Origin of the sequence: Vibrio sp. HB236076 (assembly GCF_040957575.1) — a bacterium.
Classification (GTDB): Bacteria; Pseudomonadota; Gammaproteobacteria; order Enterobacterales; family Vibrionaceae; genus Vibrio.
The window spans coordinates 401605-423729 of the sequence record NZ_CP162601.1 but is presented as its reverse complement, the minus strand read 5'-3'; the positions used below and the strand labels follow the sequence as shown (position 1 = coordinate 423729).

The 22125-nt window shown below is 47.1% G+C and carries 13 protein-coding genes, 3 tRNA genes and 3 rRNA genes; 4 read left to right on the top strand and 15 right to left on the bottom strand.

The genetic code is table 11. From position 1 onward, the window contains the following. Nucleotides 1–37 precede the first annotated feature (37 nt). Nucleotides 38–1057 carry a class II fructose-bisphosphatase gene (gene glpX, locus AB0763_RS02045; RefSeq protein WP_306102394.1) on the top strand — a complete coding sequence of 340 codons (1020 nt, stop codon included), beginning with the start codon at nt 38–40 and terminating at the stop codon, nt 1055–1057. Between the two features lie 194 nt (nt 1058–1251). Continuing rightward, complete coding sequence (locus AB0763_RS02040) at nt 1252–1632, top strand: DUF3135 domain-containing protein (RefSeq protein ID WP_306102395.1); 381 nt, start codon at nt 1252–1254, stop codon at nt 1630–1632. Nucleotides 1633–1728: 96 nt separating this feature from the next. Here AB0763_RS02040 and AB0763_RS02035 read toward each other — a convergent pair whose 3' ends face one another. Next, a complete protein-coding gene (locus AB0763_RS02035; RefSeq protein WP_306102396.1) occupies nt 1729–2166 on the bottom strand; it encodes a DUF805 domain-containing protein in 438 nt (145 codons plus the stop codon). Nucleotides 2167–2510: 344 nt separating this feature from the next. On the opposite strand from AB0763_RS02035, the gene tpiA reads away from it, so the two are divergent. Next, nucleotides 2511–3284 carry a triose-phosphate isomerase gene (tpiA, locus tag AB0763_RS02030; protein ID WP_306102397.1) on the top strand — a complete coding sequence of 258 codons (774 nt, stop codon included), beginning with the start codon at nt 2511–2513 and terminating at the stop codon, nt 3282–3284. A 58-nt stretch (nt 3285–3342) separates the two neighbouring features. Here tpiA and AB0763_RS02025 read toward each other — a convergent pair whose 3' ends face one another. The 14 genes from AB0763_RS02025 to dusA all read right to left on the bottom strand — a co-directional run bounded on the left by AB0763_RS02025 (nt 3343) and on the right by dusA (nt 19220). After that, nucleotides 3343–4638 carry an oligosaccharide flippase family protein gene (locus AB0763_RS02025; RefSeq protein ID WP_306102398.1) on the bottom strand — a complete coding sequence of 432 codons (1296 nt, stop codon included), beginning with the start codon at nt 4636–4638 and terminating at the stop codon, nt 3343–3345. Between the two features lie 1551 nt (nt 4639–6189). Further along, nucleotides 6190–6266, bottom strand: a tRNA-Asp gene (locus tag AB0763_RS02020). An 82-nt stretch (nt 6267–6348) separates the two neighbouring features. Then, nucleotides 6349–6464 (bottom strand): 5S ribosomal RNA (gene rrf / locus AB0763_RS02015). Between the two features lie 115 nt (nt 6465–6579). Continuing rightward, a 23S ribosomal RNA gene (locus AB0763_RS02010) occupies nt 6580–9470 on the bottom strand. A 324-nt stretch (nt 9471–9794) separates the two neighbouring features. Then, nucleotides 9795–9870: transfer RNA gene (locus AB0763_RS02005), tRNA-Ala, on the bottom strand. A 34-nt stretch (nt 9871–9904) separates the two neighbouring features. After that, a tRNA-Ile gene (locus tag AB0763_RS02000) sits at nt 9905–9981 on the bottom strand. A 64-nt stretch (nt 9982–10045) separates the two neighbouring features. Further along, nucleotides 10046–11597: ribosomal RNA gene (locus AB0763_RS01995) — 16S ribosomal RNA — on the bottom strand. The 16S, 23S and 5S rRNA genes sit together here with 3 tRNA genes alongside, the layout of an rRNA operon. Nucleotides 11598–12309: 712 nt before the next feature. Then, a complete protein-coding gene (locus AB0763_RS01990; protein ID WP_306102092.1) occupies nt 12310–13086 on the bottom strand; it encodes a phosphoadenylyl-sulfate reductase in 777 nt (258 codons plus the stop codon). Further along, nucleotides 13079–14797, bottom strand: a complete 1719-nt coding sequence (cysI, locus tag AB0763_RS01985) for an assimilatory sulfite reductase (NADPH) hemoprotein subunit (protein ID WP_306102093.1) — start codon at nt 14795–14797, stop codon at nt 13079–13081. Before cysI ends, AB0763_RS01990 begins: the two co-directional genes overlap by 8 nt. Next, nucleotides 14797–16638: an assimilatory sulfite reductase (NADPH) flavoprotein subunit gene (locus tag AB0763_RS01980; RefSeq protein WP_306102094.1), complete on the bottom strand. Its 1842-nt coding sequence runs from the start codon at nt 16636–16638 to the stop codon at nt 14797–14799. The genes cysI and AB0763_RS01980 overlap by 1 nt, the downstream gene beginning before the upstream one ends. 113 nt (nt 16639–16751) lie before the next feature. Next, nucleotides 16752–16982 (bottom strand): hypothetical protein, encoded by a 231-nt coding sequence (locus tag AB0763_RS01975; protein WP_306102095.1) that lies wholly within the window; start codon nt 16980–16982, stop codon nt 16752–16754. 189 nt (nt 16983–17171) lie between these two features. Continuing rightward, nucleotides 17172–17885, bottom strand: coding sequence for a hypothetical protein (locus tag AB0763_RS01970; protein WP_306102096.1), 714 nt, complete (start codon nt 17883–17885; stop codon nt 17172–17174). 11 nt (nt 17886–17896) lie between these two features. Then, nucleotides 17897–18094, bottom strand: a complete 198-nt coding sequence (locus tag AB0763_RS01965; protein ID WP_306102097.1) for an envelope stress response protein PspG — start codon at nt 18092–18094, stop codon at nt 17897–17899. 121 nt (nt 18095–18215) lie between these two features. Next, complete coding sequence (dusA, locus tag AB0763_RS01960; protein WP_306102098.1) at nt 18216–19220, bottom strand: tRNA dihydrouridine(20/20a) synthase DusA; 1005 nt, start codon at nt 19218–19220, stop codon at nt 18216–18218. 269 nt (nt 19221–19489) lie between these two features. Between dusA and AB0763_RS01955 the strand changes: the two genes are divergently transcribed. Then, a complete protein-coding gene (locus AB0763_RS01955) occupies nt 19490–22108 on the top strand; it encodes a diguanylate cyclase (protein WP_306102099.1) in 2619 nt (872 codons plus the stop codon). Nucleotides 22109–22125 lie beyond the last annotated feature (17 nt).

Genomic DNA, 22125 nt, shown 5'->3' with positions numbered 1-22125 from the left:
ATAATCGGGTTCACATACCTGATAGAGAGTCCCAAACATGAATCGAAGTTTAGCACTGGCTTTGTCCCACGTTACCGAAGGCGCCGCATTGGCCGGTTACCAATGGTTGGGCCGCGGCGATAAAAACATTGCCGATGGCGCCGCGGTGGCCGCGATGAGATACTTACTCAATCATACCGATATCCAAGGTGAAATTGTCATTGGTGAAGGGGAAATTGACGATGCGCCTATGCTCTACATCGGTGAAAAGTTAGGCAAAGGCGGTTATGCGGTAGACATCGCGGTCGATCCTATTGAAGGCACGCGTATGACGGCAATGGGGCAATCGAACGCCATTGCGGTGTTGGCTGCCGCCCAAGCGGGTTCTTTATTAAAAGCGCCAGACATGTACATGGAAAAATTGGTCGTCGGCCCACAAGCCAAAGAGGCCATTGACCTTGACCTCGATGTGATGACCAATCTCGCCAATGTCGCTGCCGCACTCGACAAACCCCTGTCTCAATTAACCGTGGTTACCCTCGCCAAACCAAGGCACGATGACATCATAAAGCAAATGCACCAAGCCGGTATTCGCGTTTACGCTCTCCCTGATGGCGATGTTGCAGCCTCTATTTTAACCTGTCTGCCCGAAAGCCAAGTCGATGTGATGTACTGTATTGGCGGGGCGCCTGAAGGGGTAATTTCCGCTGCGGTGATCAAAGCTCTGGGCGGCAATATGCAGGCGAAGCTTTTGCCAAGAGATCAGGTCAAAGGTGACAGTGACGAAAACCGCGCCATTGCACAGCAAGAGGTCGCTCGCTGCCTTGAAATGGGCGTCGAGGCCAATACAAGACTGACCTTAACCCAAATGGCCAACACAGAAAATCTCGTTTTCTGCGCCACTGGCATCACCCAAGGCGACATTCTTGCTGGAGTACAACAGCAAGGTGAAATGATAACGACGGAATCTTTGGTTGTTGATGGCACGCAAGGGACAATCACCCGTCTCAAAAACCAGCACCGCCTCGCAACAATCGAGCAACAGATCGCCACCTGGACCGCAGAGCAAGCGGATTAATCCCCTTCCCCGTGATGACGACAAAGAAAAACGCCGCCTCTTTGTCCTCATCAACCCGAGATTGTCTCAAAAATGATAAACACTAGGCTCATTATTGAGACAATCATCAGTTAGATGATAAAAGTATCTGTTGCGTGTCCCAAATCGGTTAATGTGTAGTCAATCACACATTTTAAGGTCGAGGTGTCATTGCCATGGAAAGAACAGCGAACCAACATCACCAAACCACCACCCCCATTACCTTGCCTTCTTTTGATGAACTCATGGTGATGGCTCAGCAAGACCCCGTGGGCTTTGACCGTTTTCGGCAAAGGGCCTGTTTGCGTTGTATTCTCGCCAGCTCACTGCCAATGCGCGAACGGCTGATTGCTCAACAAAATCACATTAATCGGTTGATTCAACATTGTAAGAACCCCGTTCACACCAATATGGTCTTGATGCAAGAGCTGCAAAAACAGGTCGCGAAGCTTAAAAAATCCTTAGAGGTGAGCCCGGCGGCGTCGACTGAGCAACCGAGTGCGGATGTTATTGACTTTGCTCACATGAGTGAAAAGCGCCGCCAACAGTCGGGGTAATGATTCGACAACACGCACACACTCTGTCCAAAACGAAACAGGCATGGGTGAATCCCCCATGTCTGTTGTGTATCACCCTGAAGAGAGCCTCTCACCTCAGTGTAAAAAGGTGGCTTGTTTCTCGCCAAAGCGATTTTTCCCTTTGCTTCCGGCCAAAAAGCCACATTCGACAAAGGTCCACAAAGCGCACACTAACGCGATGATCAAAATGGCGTTATCCATCACCGTGCCAGATTGCGCACCTTGGGTTAAATTAACACTCGACACCATACGAACAAAAATCACCGGTAACTGTAACGCCAACCATGCCGCTGACTTATCGCGGTCGTGCCAACGCTTGGTCGTAATGGCAAAGTCAGGCACCATCAGAACGACCAGCAACACGGGCAAAACCCAATAGGCATGAGACACAAATAAGCCGCCGACTAACGCCGCACTTAAAATCACCAATACGTAATACGCAATGTTCCACACCCAATACACCCGGCGACTGACTCGCCCACGAAACGAAAAAAGCAATTGATATAACGACATGTTTTACTCTATTTAAGTGATTTTTAATTGACGACTGGCCTCGAAACCCACCACGGGTTAGCACCGTCCAAGGTGAGTCGGTACCTTCTTGATGATGACTCGATCAATGAACAAACGCGGTGAGTTCAGTTTATGAGCTCAGTATAAACGAGATACCGCGCTATGGTGATGGTTTTCGCACTCAGTTTCAAAACTTGCCGCCACCTTTGTGAGCCCACCACCGCCTCGGTAAATAACAATTAAACCCTTTTTCTCATGATACCCATCATGATTTAGACAAATAATTCTGTTATATTTCTGTTCGACATTTATTTATCACCTCAAAACAATTTGGAGACAATCCTATGCGTCAACCTGTAGTAATGGGTAACTGGAAACTAAACGGCAGTAAAGCGATGGTAACTGAGCTGCTAACGGGTCTAAATGCGGAACTAGACGGCGTAACTGGCGTAGACGTAGCTGTCGCTCCACCGGCACTTTACATTGATTTGGCCGAGCGTCTGATCAAAGAAGGTGGTGACAAGATCATCCTTGGTGCTCAAAACACCGACATCAACAACAGCGGCGCGTTCACAGGCGATGTTTCTCCTGAGATGCTAAAAGACTTTGGCGCATCACACATCATCATCGGCCACTCAGAGCGTCGTGAATACCACGCTGAGTCTGACGAATTTATCGCTAAGAAATTCGCTTTCCTAAAAGAAAATGGTCTAAAACCTGTTTTCTGTATCGGTGAAACCGACGCGCAAAATGAAGCGGGTGAAACAGAAGCCGTTTGTGCTCGTCAAATCAATGCCGTTATCGACCTATGTGGTGTTGAAGCGTTTAACGATGCCATCATTGCTTACGAGCCAATCTGGGCGATCGGTACCGGTAAAGCCGCAACAGCAGAAGATGCACAACGCATTCACGCTTCTATTCGCGCACTTATCGCTGAAAAAGATGCAGCCGTAGCAGAGCAAGTGATCATCCAATACGGCGGTTCTGTAAAACCAGAAAACGCGGCGTCTTACTTCGCACAACCAGACATCGATGGTGCATTGGTTGGCGGTGCCGCGCTTAACGCACAAGGTTTTGCCGCGATCGCTAAAGCAGCAGCAGAAGCGAAAAAAGCCTAATCACTTGTTCCTCAACCGTTCAGTGATAGAAAAAGCTGACTGAGGTCAGCTTTTTTATTTAAAAACGCCCTCTCAGCACCCGCCAGAGCCAGAACTCAAGCCCAATTTTGCTACGTACGCAATACCAAGAAACAATACTGATACTGACCCCAGTCAATGCCACTGCAATCGCCGCCCCCATTTCGTGATACACGGGGATCAAAAAATACAACGACAAGACTAAAACCACTAGGCCTATTAACAGAGAAAACAAATAGAAACGCTCATTGCCTGTCATGCACAGCACAGAATCACAAGGCCCCATAAAAACGCTGCCTAATTGACCGAGCACTAAAACGATAATCAATGGGTAAGCCGCTAAGTATTCCATACCAAACAAGTTCACCACTAACCACTGGCCAACCAAAACCAGCCCGATGCCTGTGGGGATCGCCACCAATAAGTTCAGTAGTGCCGCGCGAATAAACAAGCCATTAACACGTGCCATATCCGCGCGGGCAAAAGCGCTAGAAATTTTCGGTGCAATGATTCTATCCATTGTCACCTGCCCCAGCGCCAATAACGCAGCCGCTTGAAAGGCCACCTTAAAATAGCCAACCGACACCGTACCTTCCATGGTGCCTAATATGACACTCGCCAATTCGGCATTTAATGTCAGAACCACTTTCACCAAAGCTAAAGGCAATAAAATAGTCCACCATCGACTGAAAAAGACAGAGCTCGAGACAAAGGCGCGCGGCTTAAAAAATTGCCGTGTGACCCGATAAGCAAGCCCAAACCCAATCGTGACCGATGCCACTTGAATGGCGAGCATCCATGACAAGTGCCACTGAATATCGGCCCACGTAAAGCCCGCAATCATGACGATAGCGCATAAAGGAATCATGGTTAAGGTACTAAAGACCGCCATCGCTGGTCGTTTTAACCCGGTGAGCAACCCGCCTTGTCGGATCAACAAAGCACGCAAAAACAATAAGACACAAGCTAAGAAAATCGATGAGACAGACAGGACTTCAAAAGGGGTAATAGAGAGGTACCAAGCAAAAAGCACAATGGCCACGGCACCAAAAACCAAAGTATACAAGGAAGACCAACGCAGGTATTGGACCAACCTATCGTTGTCTTCCATTGCGATACAGCGCGCCACTTCTCTGACCGTCAGTTCGTGGATACCGGCACTGGGCAAAATGAGCGCTATCGCCATCGCCGACACCACAAACCCATACGCACCAAAGTTTTCCGGCCCGAGCAACCTAGCCATCGCCACGCCCATCAGCAAAGCCAATAACCTTGAAAAGCCTTGTAGCGCACCAGTTGAAAATACGGTTCTTAAAAAAGGGTGTTGGTTTAGCACTGTGTCAAAGAGCCTAAAAAAAAATGGTTTTACTATATCTATCACGAATAAAACCCAGATAACAAACACTATTGCCTTTCAATCTCAAAGACAAAGACAGTATGAGACAATGAAACACAGTAAAAGACAGTATGAGACAGTATGAGACAGTATAAAACAGTGAAACACAGTGTAGGACAGTTTCAGCACATGACCTGTCTTACACTGTGTTAAGCGAAGCGGACTGTGTCAGACTGTCATTGACTGTGTTAGGCGAAGCGAACTGTGTTTGACTGCCCTACACTGTGGTTCACGAAATTGATGGGTTGCTGAGAAAAACGAGTGGGAAGAAATCACCCTGGGGTCGGATTCGCGGGATCGCAGCACTCACCCTATGCGCCTAACTGTTGTGGATCCGACCCCTATGACTCGAAACGCACTTTGGCAAAGAACAAAGACTGACCTTAACCATTGCAGTACATGATGACAACCAACACTAAAAGTCATTCTTTGCCTATTGGGTTCATCACTTCTAGGGGTCGGATCCGCATAATACCGAGGACGCTGTCAGTCAGTCTATTTCGCAAATCCGACCCCATTTGAGTTAGGTAAAACCAAAATATAAGACAGTGAAAGACAGTGTGAGACAGTATAAAACAGTGAAACACAGTAAAAGACAGTGGCAAGATCACTTCGCTCCAAGTCACAAGATCACTTCGTTCCAAGTAAAAAGAAAACCCTAAGACTAAAACAGTAAAAGACAGTATGAGACAGTATAAAACAGTGAAACACAGTGTAGGACAGTTTCAGCACATGACCTGTCTTTCACTGTGTTGAGCGCAGCGATCTGTCTTTCACTGCCCTACACTGTGGTTCAAGAAATTGATGGGTTCCTGAGAAAAACGAGTGGGAAGAAATCATCCTGGGGTCGGATTCGCGGGATCGCAGCACTCACCCTCTGCGCCTAACTGTTGTGGATCCGACCCCTATGACTCGAAAACGCACTTTGGCAAAGAACAAAGACTGACCTCAACCATTGCAGTACATGATGACAATCAACGCCAAAAGTCATTCTTTGCCTATTGGGTTCATCACTTCTAGGGGTCGGATCCGCATAATACCGAGGACGCTGTCAGTCAGTCTATTTCGCAAATCCGACCCCATTTGAGTTAGGTAAAACCAAATTTAAGACAGTGTGAGACAGTATAAAACAGTGACACACAGTGTAGGACAGTTTCAGCACATAACCTGACTTACACTGTGTTAAGCGAAGCGGACTGTGTCAGACTGTCATTGACTGTGTCACACCGATTTTACCTTGCTACTTGAGCGCAGCGTCCTTGAAGTGAAACGATCTTGCAGCGCAGCGATCTTATTTTAGAAATAAAAAAAGCCTGACTCTTGCGAATCAGGCTTTCTTAAAGAAGTGGCGGAGCGGACGGGACTCGAACCCGCGACCCCCGGCGTGACAGGCCGGCTTGTTCTAAATAATAGCAACCAACTGAACTACCGCTTAAACTACCATTAACGAAAAAAAAGCCTGACTCTTGCGAATCAGGCTTTCTTAAAAAGTGGCGGAGCGGACGGGACTCGAACCCGCGACCCCCGGCGTGACAGGCCGGTATTCTAACCAACTGAACTACCGCTCCACTACAAATTGTTCACAGTCTAAAGTCTTACTTTACATGCTTTAGCTTGTGTCTTCTTGATACATCAAGAAGGAATATTAAAGCCTGGCGATGTCCTACTCTCACATGGGGAAGCCCCACACTACCATCGGCGCAATTTTGTTTCACTTCTGAGTTCGGCATGGAATCAGGTGGGTCCAAAATGCTATGGTCGCCAAGCAAAATATGGCGTTATCTTGCCGTCAGGCAAGATAACTAAATCTGGAAAGCTGTTTTGTGTTCTCGACACAATCAAGTTTCTTTATCGAGTCCGATAAAACCCTTTAGGTGTTGTATGGTTAAGTCTCACGGGCAATTAGTACAGGTTAGCTCAACGCCTCACAACGCTTACACACCCTGCCTATCAACGTTCTAGTCTCGAACAACCCTTTAGGACGCTTAAAGCGCCAGGGAGAACTCATCTCAAGGCTCGCTTCCCGCTTAGATGCTTTCAGCGGTTATCGATTCCGAACTTAGCTACCGGGCAATGCGTCTGGCGACACAACCCGAACACCAGAGGTTCGTCCACTCCGGTCCTCTCGTACTAGGAGCAGCCCCTTTCAATTCTCCAACGCCCACGGCAGATAGGGACCGAACTGTCTCACGACGTTCTAAACCCAGCTCGCGTACCACTTTAAATGGCGAACAGCCATACCCTTGGGACCGACTTCAGCCCCAGGATGTGATGAGCCGACATCGAGGTGCCAAACACCGCCGTCGATATGAACTCTTGGGCGGTATCAGCCTGTTATCCCCGGAGTACCTTTTATCCGTTGAGCGATGGCCCTTCCATTCAGAACCACCGGATCACTATGACCTGCTTTCGCACCTGCTCGAACCGTCATTCTCGCAGTTAAGCGGGCTTATGCCATTGCACTAACCTCACGATGTCCAACCGTGATTAGCCCACCTTCGTGCTCCTCCGTTACACTTTGGGAGGAGACCGCCCCAGTCAAACTACCCACCAGGCACTGTCCTCACCCCAGATAATGGGGCTAAGTTAGAACATCAACACTACAAGGGTGGTATTTCAAGGATGGCTCCACATGAACTGGCGCCCATGCATCAAAGCCTCCCACCTATCCTACACATGTAGGGTCAATGTTCAGTGCCAAGCTGTAGTAAAGGTTCACGGGGTCTTTCCGTCTAGCCGCGGGTACACTGCATCTTCACAGCGATTTCAATTTCACTGAGTCTCGGGTGGAGACAGCGTGGCCATCATTACGCCATTCGTGCAGGTCGGAACTTACCCGACAAGGAATTTCGCTACCTTAGGACCGTTATAGTTACGGCCGCCGTTTACCGGGGCTTCGATCAAGAGCGTCGACCTAAGTCTAACCCCATCAATTAACCTTCCGGCACCGGGCAGGCGTCACACCGTATACGTCATCTTACGATTTTGCACAGTGCTGTGTTTTTAATAAACAGTTGCAGCCACCTGGTATCTGCGACTCCTAATAGCTCCATCCGCAAGGGACTTCACCGTCAAGAGCGTACCTTCTCCCGAAGTTACGGTACCATTTTGCCTAGTTCCTTCACCCGAGTTCTCTCAAGCGCCTTGGTATTCTCTACCCGACCACCTGTGTCGGTTTGGGGTACGATTGCTTATAATCTGAAGCTTAGAGGCTTTTCCTGGAAGCATGGCATCAATGACTTCATCACCGTAGTGACTCGACGTCGTGTCTCGGCCTAACAAGAAACCGGATTTACCTAATTCCTTAGCCTACGCACTTGAACCTGGACAACCATCGCCAGGCCCACCTAGCCTTCTCCGTCCCCCCATCGCAATTATAAGCAGTACGGGAATATTAACCCGTTTCCCATCGACTACGCTTTTCAGCCTCGCCTTAGGGGTCGACTTACCCTGCCCCGATTAACGTTGGACAGGAACCCTTGGTCTTCCGGCGTGGAGGTTTTTCACCCCCATTATCGTTACTCATGTCAGCATTCGCACTTCTGATACCTCCAGCAAGCTTTACAACTCACCTTCAACGGCTTACAGAACGCTCCCCTACCCAATACAGTAAACTGTATTGCCGCAGCTTCGGTTTATAGCTTAGCCCCGTTACATCTTCCGCGCAGGCCGACTCGACTAGTGAGCTATTACGCTTTCTTTAAATGATGGCTGCTTCTAAGCCAACATCCTAGCTGTCTAAGCCTTCCCACATCGTTTCCCACTTAGCTATAATTTGGGACCTTAGCTGGCGGTCTGGGTTGTTTCCCTCTCCACGACGGACGTTAGCACCCGCCGTGTGTCTCCCGGATAGTACTTACTGGTATTCGGAGTTTGCAAAGGGTTGGTAAGTCGGGATGACCCCCTAGCCTTAACAGTGCTCTACCCCCAGTAGTATTCGTCCGAGGCGCTACCTAAATAGCTTTCGGGGAGAACCAGCTATCTCCAGGTTTGATTGGCCTTTCACCCCTAGCCACAAGTCATCCGCTAATTTTTCAACATTAGTCGGTTCGGTCCTCCAATTGATGTTACTCAATCTTCAACCTGCCCATGGCTAGATCACCTGGTTTCGGGTCTATATCCAGAGACTGAGCGCCCAGTTAAGACTCGGTTTCCCTACGGCTCCCCTAAACGGTTAACCTTGCCACTGAATATAAGTCGCTGACCCATTATACAAAAGGTACGCAGTCACAGGACAAAGCCTGCTCCTACTGCTTGTACGTACACGGTTTCAGGTTCTATTTCACTCCCCTCACAGGGGTTCTTTTCGCCTTTCCCTCACGGTACTGGTTCACTATCGGTCAGTCAGGAGTATTTAGCCTTGGAGGATGGTCCCCCCATGTTCAGACAGGATATCACGTGTCCCGCCTTACTCGATTTCACTGAATATACGCTGCCGGTTACGGGGCTATCACCCTGTATCGCGTGCCTTTCCAGACACTTCACCTGACGCATAAAAAGCTTAAGGGCTAATCCGGTTTCGCTCGCCGCTACTTCCAGAATCTCGGTTGATTTCTTTTCCTCGGGGTACTTAGATGTTTCAGTTCCCCCGGTTCGCCTCATTGTGCTATGAATTCACACAATGATAACTGCTTATGCAGCTGGGTTTCCCCATTCGGAAATCGTAGACTCAAGTGGCTCTTACTGCCTTATCTACGCTTATCGCAAGTTAGTACGTCCTTCATCGCCTCTGACTGCCAAGGCATCCACCGTGTACGCTTAGTCACTTAACCATACAACCCAAAAGAGTCTTTTGAGTTGATGTGCTTTACAAGTAAAGCGGTTAGTCACCAAGGTGTGTTCGTGTTTTTATACATGTCACGAACTCGATATTGCCGGACTCAATTTTGAAAACATATCGCTATGCTTTCCCAAGAACACTTGATTGTGTGTTGGTTATCTCTTTAAAGAGATAATTGAGAACTTTTACAAACAATCTCAAAGAGATTGTTTTGTCAGCTTTCCAAATTGTTAAAGAGCATGATTGTCTTTCTAATGAAAGAGAAACCATTTTTAAACACACTCATTTCTACTCATAGTAGTAATGCGTTTAAAGATGGTGGAGCTATGCGGGATCGAACCGCAGACCTCCTGCGTGCAAGGCAGGCGCTCTCCCAGCTGAGCTATAGCCCCAATGAAATCGACCCCTATCTCTGGGAAAAGATAGTGGTGGGTCTGAGTGGACTTGAACCACCGACCTCCCGCTTATCAGGCGAGCGCTCTAACCAGCTGAGCTACAGACCCATTTCTCTTTACTTTTAAACCCTATCAATCTGTGTGGACACGCATCGAAAGACAATCTTTCGTATAAGGAGGTGATCCAGCCCCAGGTTCCCCTAGGGCTACCTTGTTACGACTTCACCCCAGTCATGAACCACAAAGTGGTGAGCGTCCCCCCGAAGGTTAAACTACCCACTTCTTTTGCAGCCCACTCCCATGGTGTGACGGGCGGTGTGTACAAGGCCCGGGAACGTATTCACCGTGGCATTCTGATCCACGATTACTAGCGATTCCGACTTCATGGAGTCGAGTTGCAGACTCCAATCCGGACTACGACGCACTTTTTGGGATTCGCTCACTTTCGCAAGTTGGCAACCCTCTGTATGCGCCATTGTAGCACGTGTGTAGCCCTACTCGTAAGGGCCATGATGACTTGACGTCGTCCCCACCTTCCTCCGGTTTATCACCGGCAGTCTCCCTGGAGTTCCCACCCGAAGTGCTGGCAAACAAGGATAAGGGTTGCGCTCGTTGCGGGACTTAACCCAACATTTCACAACACGAGCTGACGACAGCCATGCAGCACCTGTCTCATAGTTCCCGAAGGCACCAAAGCATCTCTGCTAAGTTCTATGGATGTCAAGAGTAGGTAAGGTTCTTCGCGTTGCATCGAATTAAACCACATGCTCCACCGCTTGTGCGGGCCCCCGTCAATTCATTTGAGTTTTAATCTTGCGACCGTACTCCCCAGGCGGTCTACTTAACGCGTTAGCTCCGAAAGCCACGGCTCAAGGCCACAACCTCCAAGTAGACATCGTTTACAGCGTGGACTACCAGGGTATCTAATCCTGTTTGCTCCCCACGCTTTCGCATCTGAGTGTCAGTATCTGTCCAGGGGGCCGCCTTCGCCACCGGTATTCCTTCAGATCTCTACGCATTTCACCGCTACACCTGAAATTCTACCCCCCTCTACAGTACTCTAGCCTGCCAGTTTCAAATGCTATTCCGAGGTTGAGCCCCGGGCTTTCACATCTGACTTAACAAACCACCTGCATGCGCTTTACGCCCAGTAATTCCGATTAACGCTCGCACCCTCCGTATTACCGCGGCTGCTGGCACGGAGTTAGCCGGTGCTTCTTCTGCAGCTAACGTCAAAGAACTAGGCTATTAACCTAATCCCCTTCCTCACTGCTGAAAGTACTTTACAACCCGAAGGCCTTCTTCATACACGCGGCATGGCTGCATCAGGCTTGCGCCCATTGTGCAATATTCCCCACTGCTGCCTCCCGTAGGAGTCTGGACCGTGTCTCAGTTCCAGTGTGGCTGATCATCCTCTCAGACCAGCTAGGGATCGTCGCCTTGGTGAGCCATTACCTCACCAACTAGCTAATCCCACCTGGGCATATCCTGATGCGAGAGGCCCGAAGGTCCCCCTCTTTACTCCGAAGAGATTATGCGGTATTAGCCATCGTTTCCAATGGTTATCCCCCACATCAGGGCAATTTCCCAGGCATTACTCACCCGTCCGCCGCTCGACGCCGTTATCGTTCCCCGAAGGTTCAGATAACTCGTTTCCGCTCGACTTGCATGTGTTAGGCCTGCCGCCAGCGTTCAATCTGAGCCATGATCAAACTCTTCAATTAAAGTTTTTTTGCTCTTTCGAGCGGATCAATGAATACTGATTACATTCTTTATTCGTTGCCGAATAAGGACTGTGAATTGACTGTGCCAAGTCTTTCGACTCGTTTGGTCACTCAGTTCATTGAAACCAATGTGATTCCTAAGAATCTATTGATTATCATCAACGAGTGCCCACACAGATTGATAGTGTTTAAATTGTTAAAGAGCAACTTCTTCAGCATCGTTTGCTTTCGAAGTGGCGGCTATTCTAACGAGATAATTTTCAGTGTCAAACACTTTTTTAAATTTTCTTGTTTTCTTATTTAGCCTTGTTGATTTTGCTTTTTGGCCTTTCAGCCCTTGCTGCGTCAACGGGGAGGCATTATAGACAAACCGATTTCATTGGCAAGTCTTTTTTATGAAAAATAGTAAAAATAACGCTTTTGCATCAAATTCAACCTCAAAGCCTTATTTATACCAATTAATACACAACTAAAAACAAGATAAACACAGAGTTATCCACATTGATGAACTAAACGATCTAGAAACGGGGGTAACAAACCCACTAGAGACAATGTTTAAGCCTGTTTTCTGTCATGGCCAAATAAGGCGCGCACTAGGATCACGCTTAAGTAAGAGAGAGAAAAGGTGAAATGAATGATGAAATAATCGGGTTAAAGCCAAAGGGTGCAACAATGGGCTATCTTGCGATAGCCAACATTGTCACCGTCAACGTTATATACCTGAGCCGTCTTGCTCATTATTCTCTTCGTGCAGTCCACATTCTCGCTTAAGGCCAAAGAAGCGCGTTTCCTCTTCTTTCATTCCGGGTTCCCACTTTTTGGTGGTGTGAGTATCACCAACCGACAGGTAACCTTGATCCCAAAGGGGATGATACGATAGACCGTGTTCTTTTAAATAATAGTGGACGTCTTTGTTGGTCCAATCTATAACCGGTAAGAATTTGAACACCCCATTTTGAATCGACAAGATTGGCAACCCAGAACGAGATTGTGACTGTTCACGTCTCAAACCAGAAAACCAAGTGCCCACTTCTAACTCATTGAGTGCACGCCTCATCGGCTCAACTTTATTCAACTGGTTATATTGCTCTATGCCCTTTACGCCTTGTTCCCACAGTTTGCCGTATTTACTTTCTTGCCAAGCTGGCGACATTGGCGCGCGGTACACTTTGAGGTTGAGGCTCAGTTGTTCCGTCAGTTGATCAATAAATTGATAGGTTTCAGGAAAAAGGTAACCCGTATCAGTGAGAATCACGGGGATATCAGGTTTTGCTTGAGTCACAAGGTGCAGCATCAAAGCCCCTTGGATTCCAAAACTAGACGATACCACATGGTTACCCTCTAAATTTTCTAATGCCCAAGCAATGCGTTGCTGAGCGGTTAGCGACTCTAGCTCAACATTAATTTCAGCTAGGCGGAGACTCTGCTCCACCTTAGTTAATGTGAGGAGTTCTGCTAACTTCAATGGTGAAGCGACAGAATCAAGCATGGAAATCCCTCTTTGAGACAACAACTTCCTCAATAATGCCAACTCGAATGGTGAAATCGCCAAAGGCTTCGCCTGGTTCACGCTCTTTAGCCCAACGACCAACAAGTGCATCGATATCATCGAGGATTTCTGTTTCAGTAATATTCTCTTTATACATCTTTGGTACACGAGTCCCCGCGCGGTTACCGCCTAAGTGCAAGTTGTATCGACCCGGAGCTTTACCCACCAAGCCAATTTCTGCCAACATGGCGCGACCACAACCATTTGGGCACCCCGTCACTCGTAAGATGATGTTCTCGTCTTTGTCTAGATTGTGTTTATCAAGAATCGACTCTACCTCAGTCACGAACTCTGGTAAGAAGCGCTCTGCTTCTGCCATGGCCAGTGGGCAAGTAGGAAATGCCACACACGCCATTGAGTTTTTGCGTTGTTCTGACGTGCCATCATCAATCAAGCCATGCTCACGAGCGATCGATTCAATGGTTTCTTTCATTTCAATTGGCACACCAGCAACAATTAAGTTCTGGTTTGCTGTCATGCGAAAGTCACCTTGGTGAATTTTGGCAATTTCGGCGACGCCGGTTTTAAGCGGTTTACCTGGGTAGTCCAATAAACGGCCATTTTCGATAAACAAAGCGAGATGGAACTTACCATCAATACCTTCAACCCAACCAATTCGATCGCCTCGGTCGGTGAATTCATAAGGTTTACTGTCGGCAAATTCAATACCGGCGCGTTGTTCAACTTCCGCTTTGAACACATCAATACCAACGCGATCGAGCGTATACTTGGTCTTGGCATTTTTACGGTTAGAGCGGTTGCCCCAATCGCGTTGTGTTGTCACCACCGCGGCCGCCACATCTAAAGTTTTATCTAACGGAATAAAACCAAAGTCATCGGCTCGGCGTGGGTAGGTAGAGGTATCGCCGTGCGTCATTGCCAGACCGCCACCCACTAAGACGTTAAAGCCAATCAATTTGCCCTCTTCGGCAATGGCGACAAAGTTTAAATCGTTAGCATGCACATCAATATCATTGTGAGGTGGAATAACAACGGTCGTTTTAAACTTACGCGGCAAGTAGTTACTGCCTAGAATCGGCTCTTCATCGGTTGTTTCAACCTTTTCGCCATCCAACCAAATTTCAGCGTAAGCACGTGTTTTCGGCAATAAGTGTTCACTGATCTTGGCGGCCCACTCATAGGCTTCTTGGTGCAACTCAGACTCAACCGGGTTAGAGGTACACAACACGTTTCGGTTGACATCTCCCGCCGTGGCAATCGAGTCAATACCAATACTATTTAGGGTTTGGTGCATCAATTTGATGTTCGGCTTCAACACGCCGTGAAACTGAAACGTTTGGCGAGTAGTAAGACGAATACTGCCGTACATGGTGTGTTCCGTCGCGAATTTATCAATCGCTAGCCATTGTTCGGGTTTAATGATCCCGCCAGGCATACGCGCACGTAACATCACATTGTGCAGTGGTTCCAACTTTTGCTTGGTACGCTCATTGCGAATATCGCGATCGTCTTGCTGGTACATACCGTGAAAACGGATCAACTGAAAGTTATCTGCTGTAAAGCCACCGGTGATGCGATCTTGAAGATCTTGTTCTATCGTACCGCGCAAAAAATTACTTTCGCGTTTTAGGCGTTCATTATCGGACAACGGACCGAGCACTTGGCCCAAGACTTCTTGTTTATCACTCATTAGTACACATCTCTCTGGTAACGTTTGGCTTTACGTAAATCATTAATATAGGTTTCAGCCTCTTCACGGCTCAATTTACCTTGTTGCTCAGCGACAGAAATAAAGGCTTCATGGACGTCTTTCGCCATGCGGTTGGCATCGCCACACACATACAAGTACGCCCCCTCTTGAAGCCACTGCCAAACGTGTTCGGCTTGCTCCAAAATGCGCTGTTGCACGTAAACCTTTTCTGCTTGGTCACGGCTAAATGCCACGTCTAAGCGAGAAAGAACCCCTGATTTGAGATACTTTTGCCATTCCACTTGATACAAGAAATCTTGTGTAAAGGTACGATCACCAAAAATTAACCAGTTTTTGCCTTCTGCGTCGCGATTTTCACGCTCTTGAACAAAACTGCGAAACGGTGCAATCCCAGTACCAGGACCCACCATGATCACCGGAGTGTTATCATCTTCAGGCAGTTTGAAGTTGTTGTTATGCTCAATAAACACTTTCACTTCGTCACCCTCTTCAAGGCGACGGCTTAAAAAGCTAGACGCACCGCCAAGACGATGCTGTCCTTCGTGTTCATATTCAACCACACCGACGGTTAGGTGTACTTCTTCATCCACTTCCGCTTGGCTAGAAGCAATCGAATACAAGCGCGGAGTTAAACGTCGCAATAAACCAACCAATTGCTCTGGTGTTAATTGCGGCTTCACTTGTTTCAAAATGTCGACAATCTGAGTATTGGCGGCGTATTGACGCAACGCCTCTTTGTCTTCAACCAATTTAGCGAGCGCATCATCACCGGTCAGCTCTACCAATTTAGTAATAAACTGTGGATTCGCTGCGGTAATTTCATAGTGTTTAACTAGCGCGGTATGAATAGAAAGACTGTCACCATCGACGTCAATACTTTCAGCGCCCGAGAGCTGAACATTGGCTAGAATTTCTTTTGCCAGCTCATCACTGTTTTCAAACCAAACGCCTAATGCATCACCAGGCTGGTAATGTAGGCCAGAACCTTCAAGGTCAATTTCAATGTGACGAACATCTTTACCAGAGTCGCGACCAGTGATTTTTTGACTGGTCAATAGAGTCGCGGTAAAGGGGTTTTGCTTATTGTATTGCGAGGCGCCGTGAGACGCTTGGCCAACAGGGAGAGAAACCACTTGTGCCGCAGGCTCTTGAGCCAGCATGTCTTTGACTTTGGCTAGGGCAGATTCGCTCCATTGCGCCGCGGACTCATCGTAATCTACATCACAATCAATACGCTCAATAAAGGCCGTCGCGCCTTGCTTACTTAAGAAAGCATCAAAGTCTTTACCCGTTTGGCAGAAAAACTCATAACTTGAATCGCCAAGGCCGATGACACCGTATTGTAAATCAGGCAATTTAGGCGCTTTCTTTGACTGAAGAAATTCATGCAATTCAATAGCGTTATCTGGCGCTTCACCCTCACCATTGGTTGACGCAACAATGATCACATGCGTCTCTTTCGCTAGGTTTTTACCTTTGTAATCGCTTGCGTCATACAAAGAGACTGCGATTCCCATTGAGGCGGCTTGTTGCTCAAGAGATTCAGCCACCCCTTTGGCGTTCCCCGTTTGAGAGGCGTAAATGATGGTCAGCTTACCAGCGGGTTTAGCCGCGGCGGCTGGCGCAGGTGCGACCGCACCAGACTGCTGGCCCTGGCTCAACCCCCAGAAGTAACCACTCACCCAAGCCATTTGTTGCGGAGAGAGTTCACTCATTGTTTGTTGCAGCAGGCCAAGCTGCTGATCGTTTAATGGGCTCGCCAGTGCAGCGCCCCCATTAGCATTGCTCGTATTTGTTGAGATTTTATTTTGAGAAGACATGGTCTCGACATCCCTATTCATTGCGTGCGAATAGAGTAACCATTTCCGGAAATAACAAGAAAGAATAGATGTGAATGTTTTATAACTTTTTGGAAGTAACCAGGGTCAATGGCTTACAAGGACTCAATACGAACTTGCTGAAAACCAATGGCGAGGGCATTTTTAGAGGCTTCATCGAGATCGTCGTAAAGGCACTCCACACCGAGATGGTCGGTCAATAAAATAAAACCGCCTTTGATATGGCGAAATTCTATCACCCAATTACCTTCACGGACCGAAGGTTCGATCACCGCCTCAGTCAATTGATGGTCGCGATACAAGTGCTGTAATTCCGTGATAGTCATAATCCATTCTCTTATCGGCCTATCCATCATTAACTATGGACAAAAAACCGCCAACAAACGAGAAAAAATGACTTATATATAAAATTAATATTAGAAAGGGAAATAAAATAACACTTATGTATAACCTGCCTTGCCGTGTTTGCCAGTTTTTTGCTTAAGTAAGGCGTCCATAACTGAGAAACCGCGTTGTTAAAAGGCCAGTTGCGCCCCAACAAACCAACCATCTAAATCAATACTGGCGTCATCTGGGAGTGTATTTTGTGTCCCTGAAAACGATAACTCAAGATCTCGATATCCCCCTTTTAGCGTCACATTGACCCCTTGGTAGGGGAAGTGATATTGAAGGCCGTATTGAGTATCGTATTGTTTAACACCGCCTTGCCCACCAATCACAGCTTTGCCAAACAAATCCCAACCATAAAAAGCCCAAGGCAGAGGGACGCTGATGTCCATAAAGCCATTGAAAAACTGTTCTTCAAAGGTACCTTGTTGAGTCTCATCGGCATTGATATAGAGACCATCTTTGAGCTTGGTCCAGGTAAGCCCGAGATCGAGTTGCCAGGCGTATTGATTGACCAAAGGGTAATACAAGCTGACGTCGTATTTATCAAATTGACTGTGAAAGGTATCGAGTTGTGAATACTCAAAACCCAGGTTAGGCCAGTAAATAAAACCCGTCTCAAAGGCAAAGCCCAAAGACGGCACTTGTTTGGTCGTGCGTAAAACGCCATCGACATTGCTATCAGCCCACCAAGAATTGGCCGCGACTTTCACCGTGTAAAAAGAATAGTTCGGAGTCATGCCCAGTGGTCTTGCAACCGCCCGATTCGCCACTGTGGTGATCGCGATTACCCCCGCACCAATAGCGAAATACTTGGCAAAGCCAGTCATGGTTTTACGCATTATATTTGTTCCTATCGAGTCAATTTTTGCACCAAAGCGACGAGCAATGCAATGCCGATTAGCCAAGGTAACCACTTGATGACTAAGCCTAACATGCCGAAAATCATCATCACGACAAATCCGATAAAAATCGCTAAAAATACGCTTGCCATTGTGACGCCGGTCAAAATTAGAATCGCAGCAAAAGCCAATAAAAAAATCAATTCCATCGTGTTTCTCCACCTTAAATTCCATCGCCAACCCATTCAGAGCTGGCGATTACCTAACATTGTGCTAAAAAAATGGGATGGAAGACAAGGTTGTGCAATCGAATCAATAAACGATGTATGACTATACACCTAATTCGCTGGGAATTTTAGCTAAAGCGTCTTCTAACACTTCAAGACCGGCACCAGGCTTGTGAGCATTTTCGCTAATGTGTCGGCGCCATTGGCGAGCTCCCGGCATACTTTGGAAAATACCCAGCATATGACGCGTGATGTGATTTAAATAACTGCCTTTGCTCAATTGCTCTTCTATATACGGGAACATGGCTAAGACTGCCTCAGAGCGCTTCACAACTGGCTTTTCACTGCCAAACAACACTTGGTCAACGTCACTCAGTAAATAGGGCGATTGGTAAGCCTCTCGGCCAATCATGACGCCATCTAAGTGTTCTAGATGCGCTTTGGCTTCTGCAAGTGATTTAATCCCCCCATTGATGGCCATCGTCAAATGGGGAAAGTCGCGTTTTAATTGGTACACTCTTGGGTAGTCGAGTGGTGGAATATCGCGATTTTCTTTCGGGCTAAGGCCACTTAACCATGCTTTTCGCGCATGGATAGTAAATTGCTCACAACCGCCTTTTTCAGAGACCATGCCGACAAAATCGGTTAGGAATTGATAGGAGTCTTGTTCATCAATACCGATACGTGTTTTTACCGTAACCGGAATATCAACGACTTGCTTCATGGCATCAACACACTCTGCCACAAGCTGAGGCTCTGCCATCAGACAAGCGCCAAAACGACCATTTTGAACCCGATCCGATGGGCAACCCACATTGAGGTTAATTTCGTTGTAACCGCGTTGCTCAGCGAGTTTGGCGCAGTGAGCGAGTTCTTGAGGATTTGAGCCGCCGAGCTGTAAGGCGACCGGTTGTTCTTCTTCACTGTAAAGCAAAAAGTCGTGTTTACCATGGATAATGGCACCAGTGGTTACCATTTCTGTATACAGTAGTGCCTCTTGGCTCAGTAAGCGATGAAAGTAACGGCAGTGTCGATCCGTCCAATCGAGCATGGGTGCAACAGAGAAGCGCTGCATAGGATAGGTGCTTGTTTTATCTGGATTAGACACTGATTTACCTCAATTGAACTTCTGTTAAAAGTGATACGATAAAAAACAAAACGAATTATACACACACCGACAAACAGATTTAAGCCCAAAGCCAGTCTTTCTATTAGAGAGAATCGAGATTCCCCCCTCACACCCATACCATCTACGAACCACCTACACTCCCAATATCAAACCTTGTTCACATTTAACTGCACAAAATACCCTGTCGTCACACCCACTTGGATTCCCATTGCTATACTTGATCAAGCTAGGGACAAGAATAATTCATAATGAATGCAAACCAACATCAACTGATAAACCAGATCATGACCACTGAGGTCATCGACAGCGGATTGTTAACGCAATCAGCAGAACTTATCGTCGGTAGCTTACTATCGGGGCTAAATATACATCGAGCCGGCCTTTGGCTCTATAACAGCGAACGACGAGAGGACTTAGCGGCGACCCTAGTTATCGACCAACATCACAACCTCCGCGATACCAGTACCGTGTTAAAACGCCTGAATTTTCCAAATTACTTTGATGCTCTCGACAAAGAAGTTGTTATTGTTGCCAACGACACCTTTAGCGACCCGATAACCAGCGAGTTCACCGTCGGCTACTTAGACGTGTTAAACATCACCTCAATGCTTGATGCCCCGATCCGCATCAATGGTAAGACCGTCGGTGTCGTGTGCTGTGAAAACATTGGCCCAATAAAAACCTGGACGAATGATGAGATATTATTTGCCACATTGCTCGCAGATCAGTTTGGACGTGCTCTAGCGGCACATGAAAAAATACTTCAATACCAGGAACTTGAAAATACATCCAAAGCATTAAGCCGACAAACTGCCCACCTTAAAGCCCTGCACCACAGTCTGGATCACTTCAGTTTGATCGCTAACTTTGATGACCATGGCACGATTACAGAGATCAACGGCAACTACTTGGCCCTGTCTAAATTTGACAAACCACAGCTGATCGGCGCCTCGTTCTCAATTTTTGAGCCAGAACTCATCGACTGTCCTTCTTTAACACCGATGTGGGAAACCTTGCATCAAGATAAGATCTGGCAAGGCATCATGAAACAAAAAGACAAAGAAAAACAAACTTTTTGGCTCAATGCGACGGTCTCACCGGTTAAGAATCATTATGGAAAAACAGAGGGTTACATTGGTTTTTTCCACGACATTACCCATGAAATAGAAATGGAGAACCAACTGTATCAAGCCGAAAAAATGGCGCAAATGGGCAGCTTCAGTTACGACTTCCATCATCAAGAATGGCGAGTATCGCAAAATTTTCACAATATTTTCCAACACGATGCGCATTTGTCATTTAACTGGGATTCATTAAACCAGACTTTATCCCATGCCAACTTACACACCTTACACCAACACTTTGATCAACTGGCCGGTCAACAACCCGGTTCAAAAAGCCAATGCATATTGCAACAACAAGATCATTGGTTTCAATTTATTTTTCAGCGTCACAAACAGTCGATTATCGGTAGTTGTCAGGACATTACCCAGCAAACGCTGCAACAGTTAACGCTAGACAATATTATTTTGCTGCAAAATACGATATTTGATTCGGCCAACGCCACCATTATTGCCACGAACCAAGAAGGGGTAATCACCCACTTTAATAAAACAGCCGAAAGTCTCTTGCAATATAAAGCCGATGACGTCATCAATCAAAAGACGCCTTGCCAATTTCACCTAACACATGAAATTCGCCAAAATGCTCATTCCCCCCTGCCAAATGACTTCTTTAATCTCGTCGAAAAGGCCGATATGGAGGGGGCTGAAGAAAAGGAATATCACTACCTCACCAAAAATGGACAAACGATTCCCATGTCTTTGTCTATCACTGCGATTAAAAATGATGCACATCAATTGCTTGGCTATCTTTTCATTGGTCGAGATCTCAGAGCACAAAAAGCCGTGGAGCGCGATTCCGAGAGGTTGCGCTCCATTATGGAAACCGCCGGTGATATTGCCGCCTTTTCTGGGTTTTCCTATGAGGTCAAAAGCGGCGCTTTACACCTCACCCACGATGGCTTTAAGCAACTCATCACCCAGCGAAGCGGTCAACAAACAATCACAGTTGATGACGCACTGCCCTGTTTACAGGTAAGCGAAAGAAGCAAAGTACTCAATGCCTTAGAGAAGGCGGTCCATCAGCATACGAACTTTGATGTCAAAGTTTCTGTACGACAGCCTAACCCACACCAGGTTCAATGGCTGAGAATTGTCGGGCGCACCAGAGCTGAGGATCAAAAAGTCTCGTCAATTATTGGTTTTATTCAAGACATCAGCAAACAAAGCCAACTGGAATCAAAACTCTCCAAACAAGCCTACACCGATGAACTCACGCAACTGGCCAATCGACGCTGGCTTATTGATTACTTAAACGAGACTTGGCAGCATCATTTTGTAAAACAAACTCATCCCTCTATCATCTTGATGGATATTGACCACTTTAAAAAAGTAAACGACCGATGGGGACACGATGCCGGTGATCAAGCACTTAAGCATCTTGCCAACACCATTACCCCTTACCTACCTGAACACTGTCTCTTTGGTCGTTTTGGTGGCGAAGAGTTTATGATCGTACTAAATCACTGTGGTGAAAGCGATGCGACCAAGTTAGCAGAACGCATTCGACAAGCCATAGAACAGAAGAATGTTATTTACAATGCGCCGTTGCAACATGATCCCATTGCGATTCCACTCACCCTCAGCCTAGGGATCAGTAGCTTAGAGAACAAAACCATTCAAACACTCAAAGAGTGGTTGAACACCGCCGATGAAGCCCTGTACAAGGCCAAAGCGTCGGGGAGAAATCAAGTCATTGTTTATCAAAAACAACACTCCTCACTCAATAAACGCTATGGCAATTAAATGAAGCACAACACGAC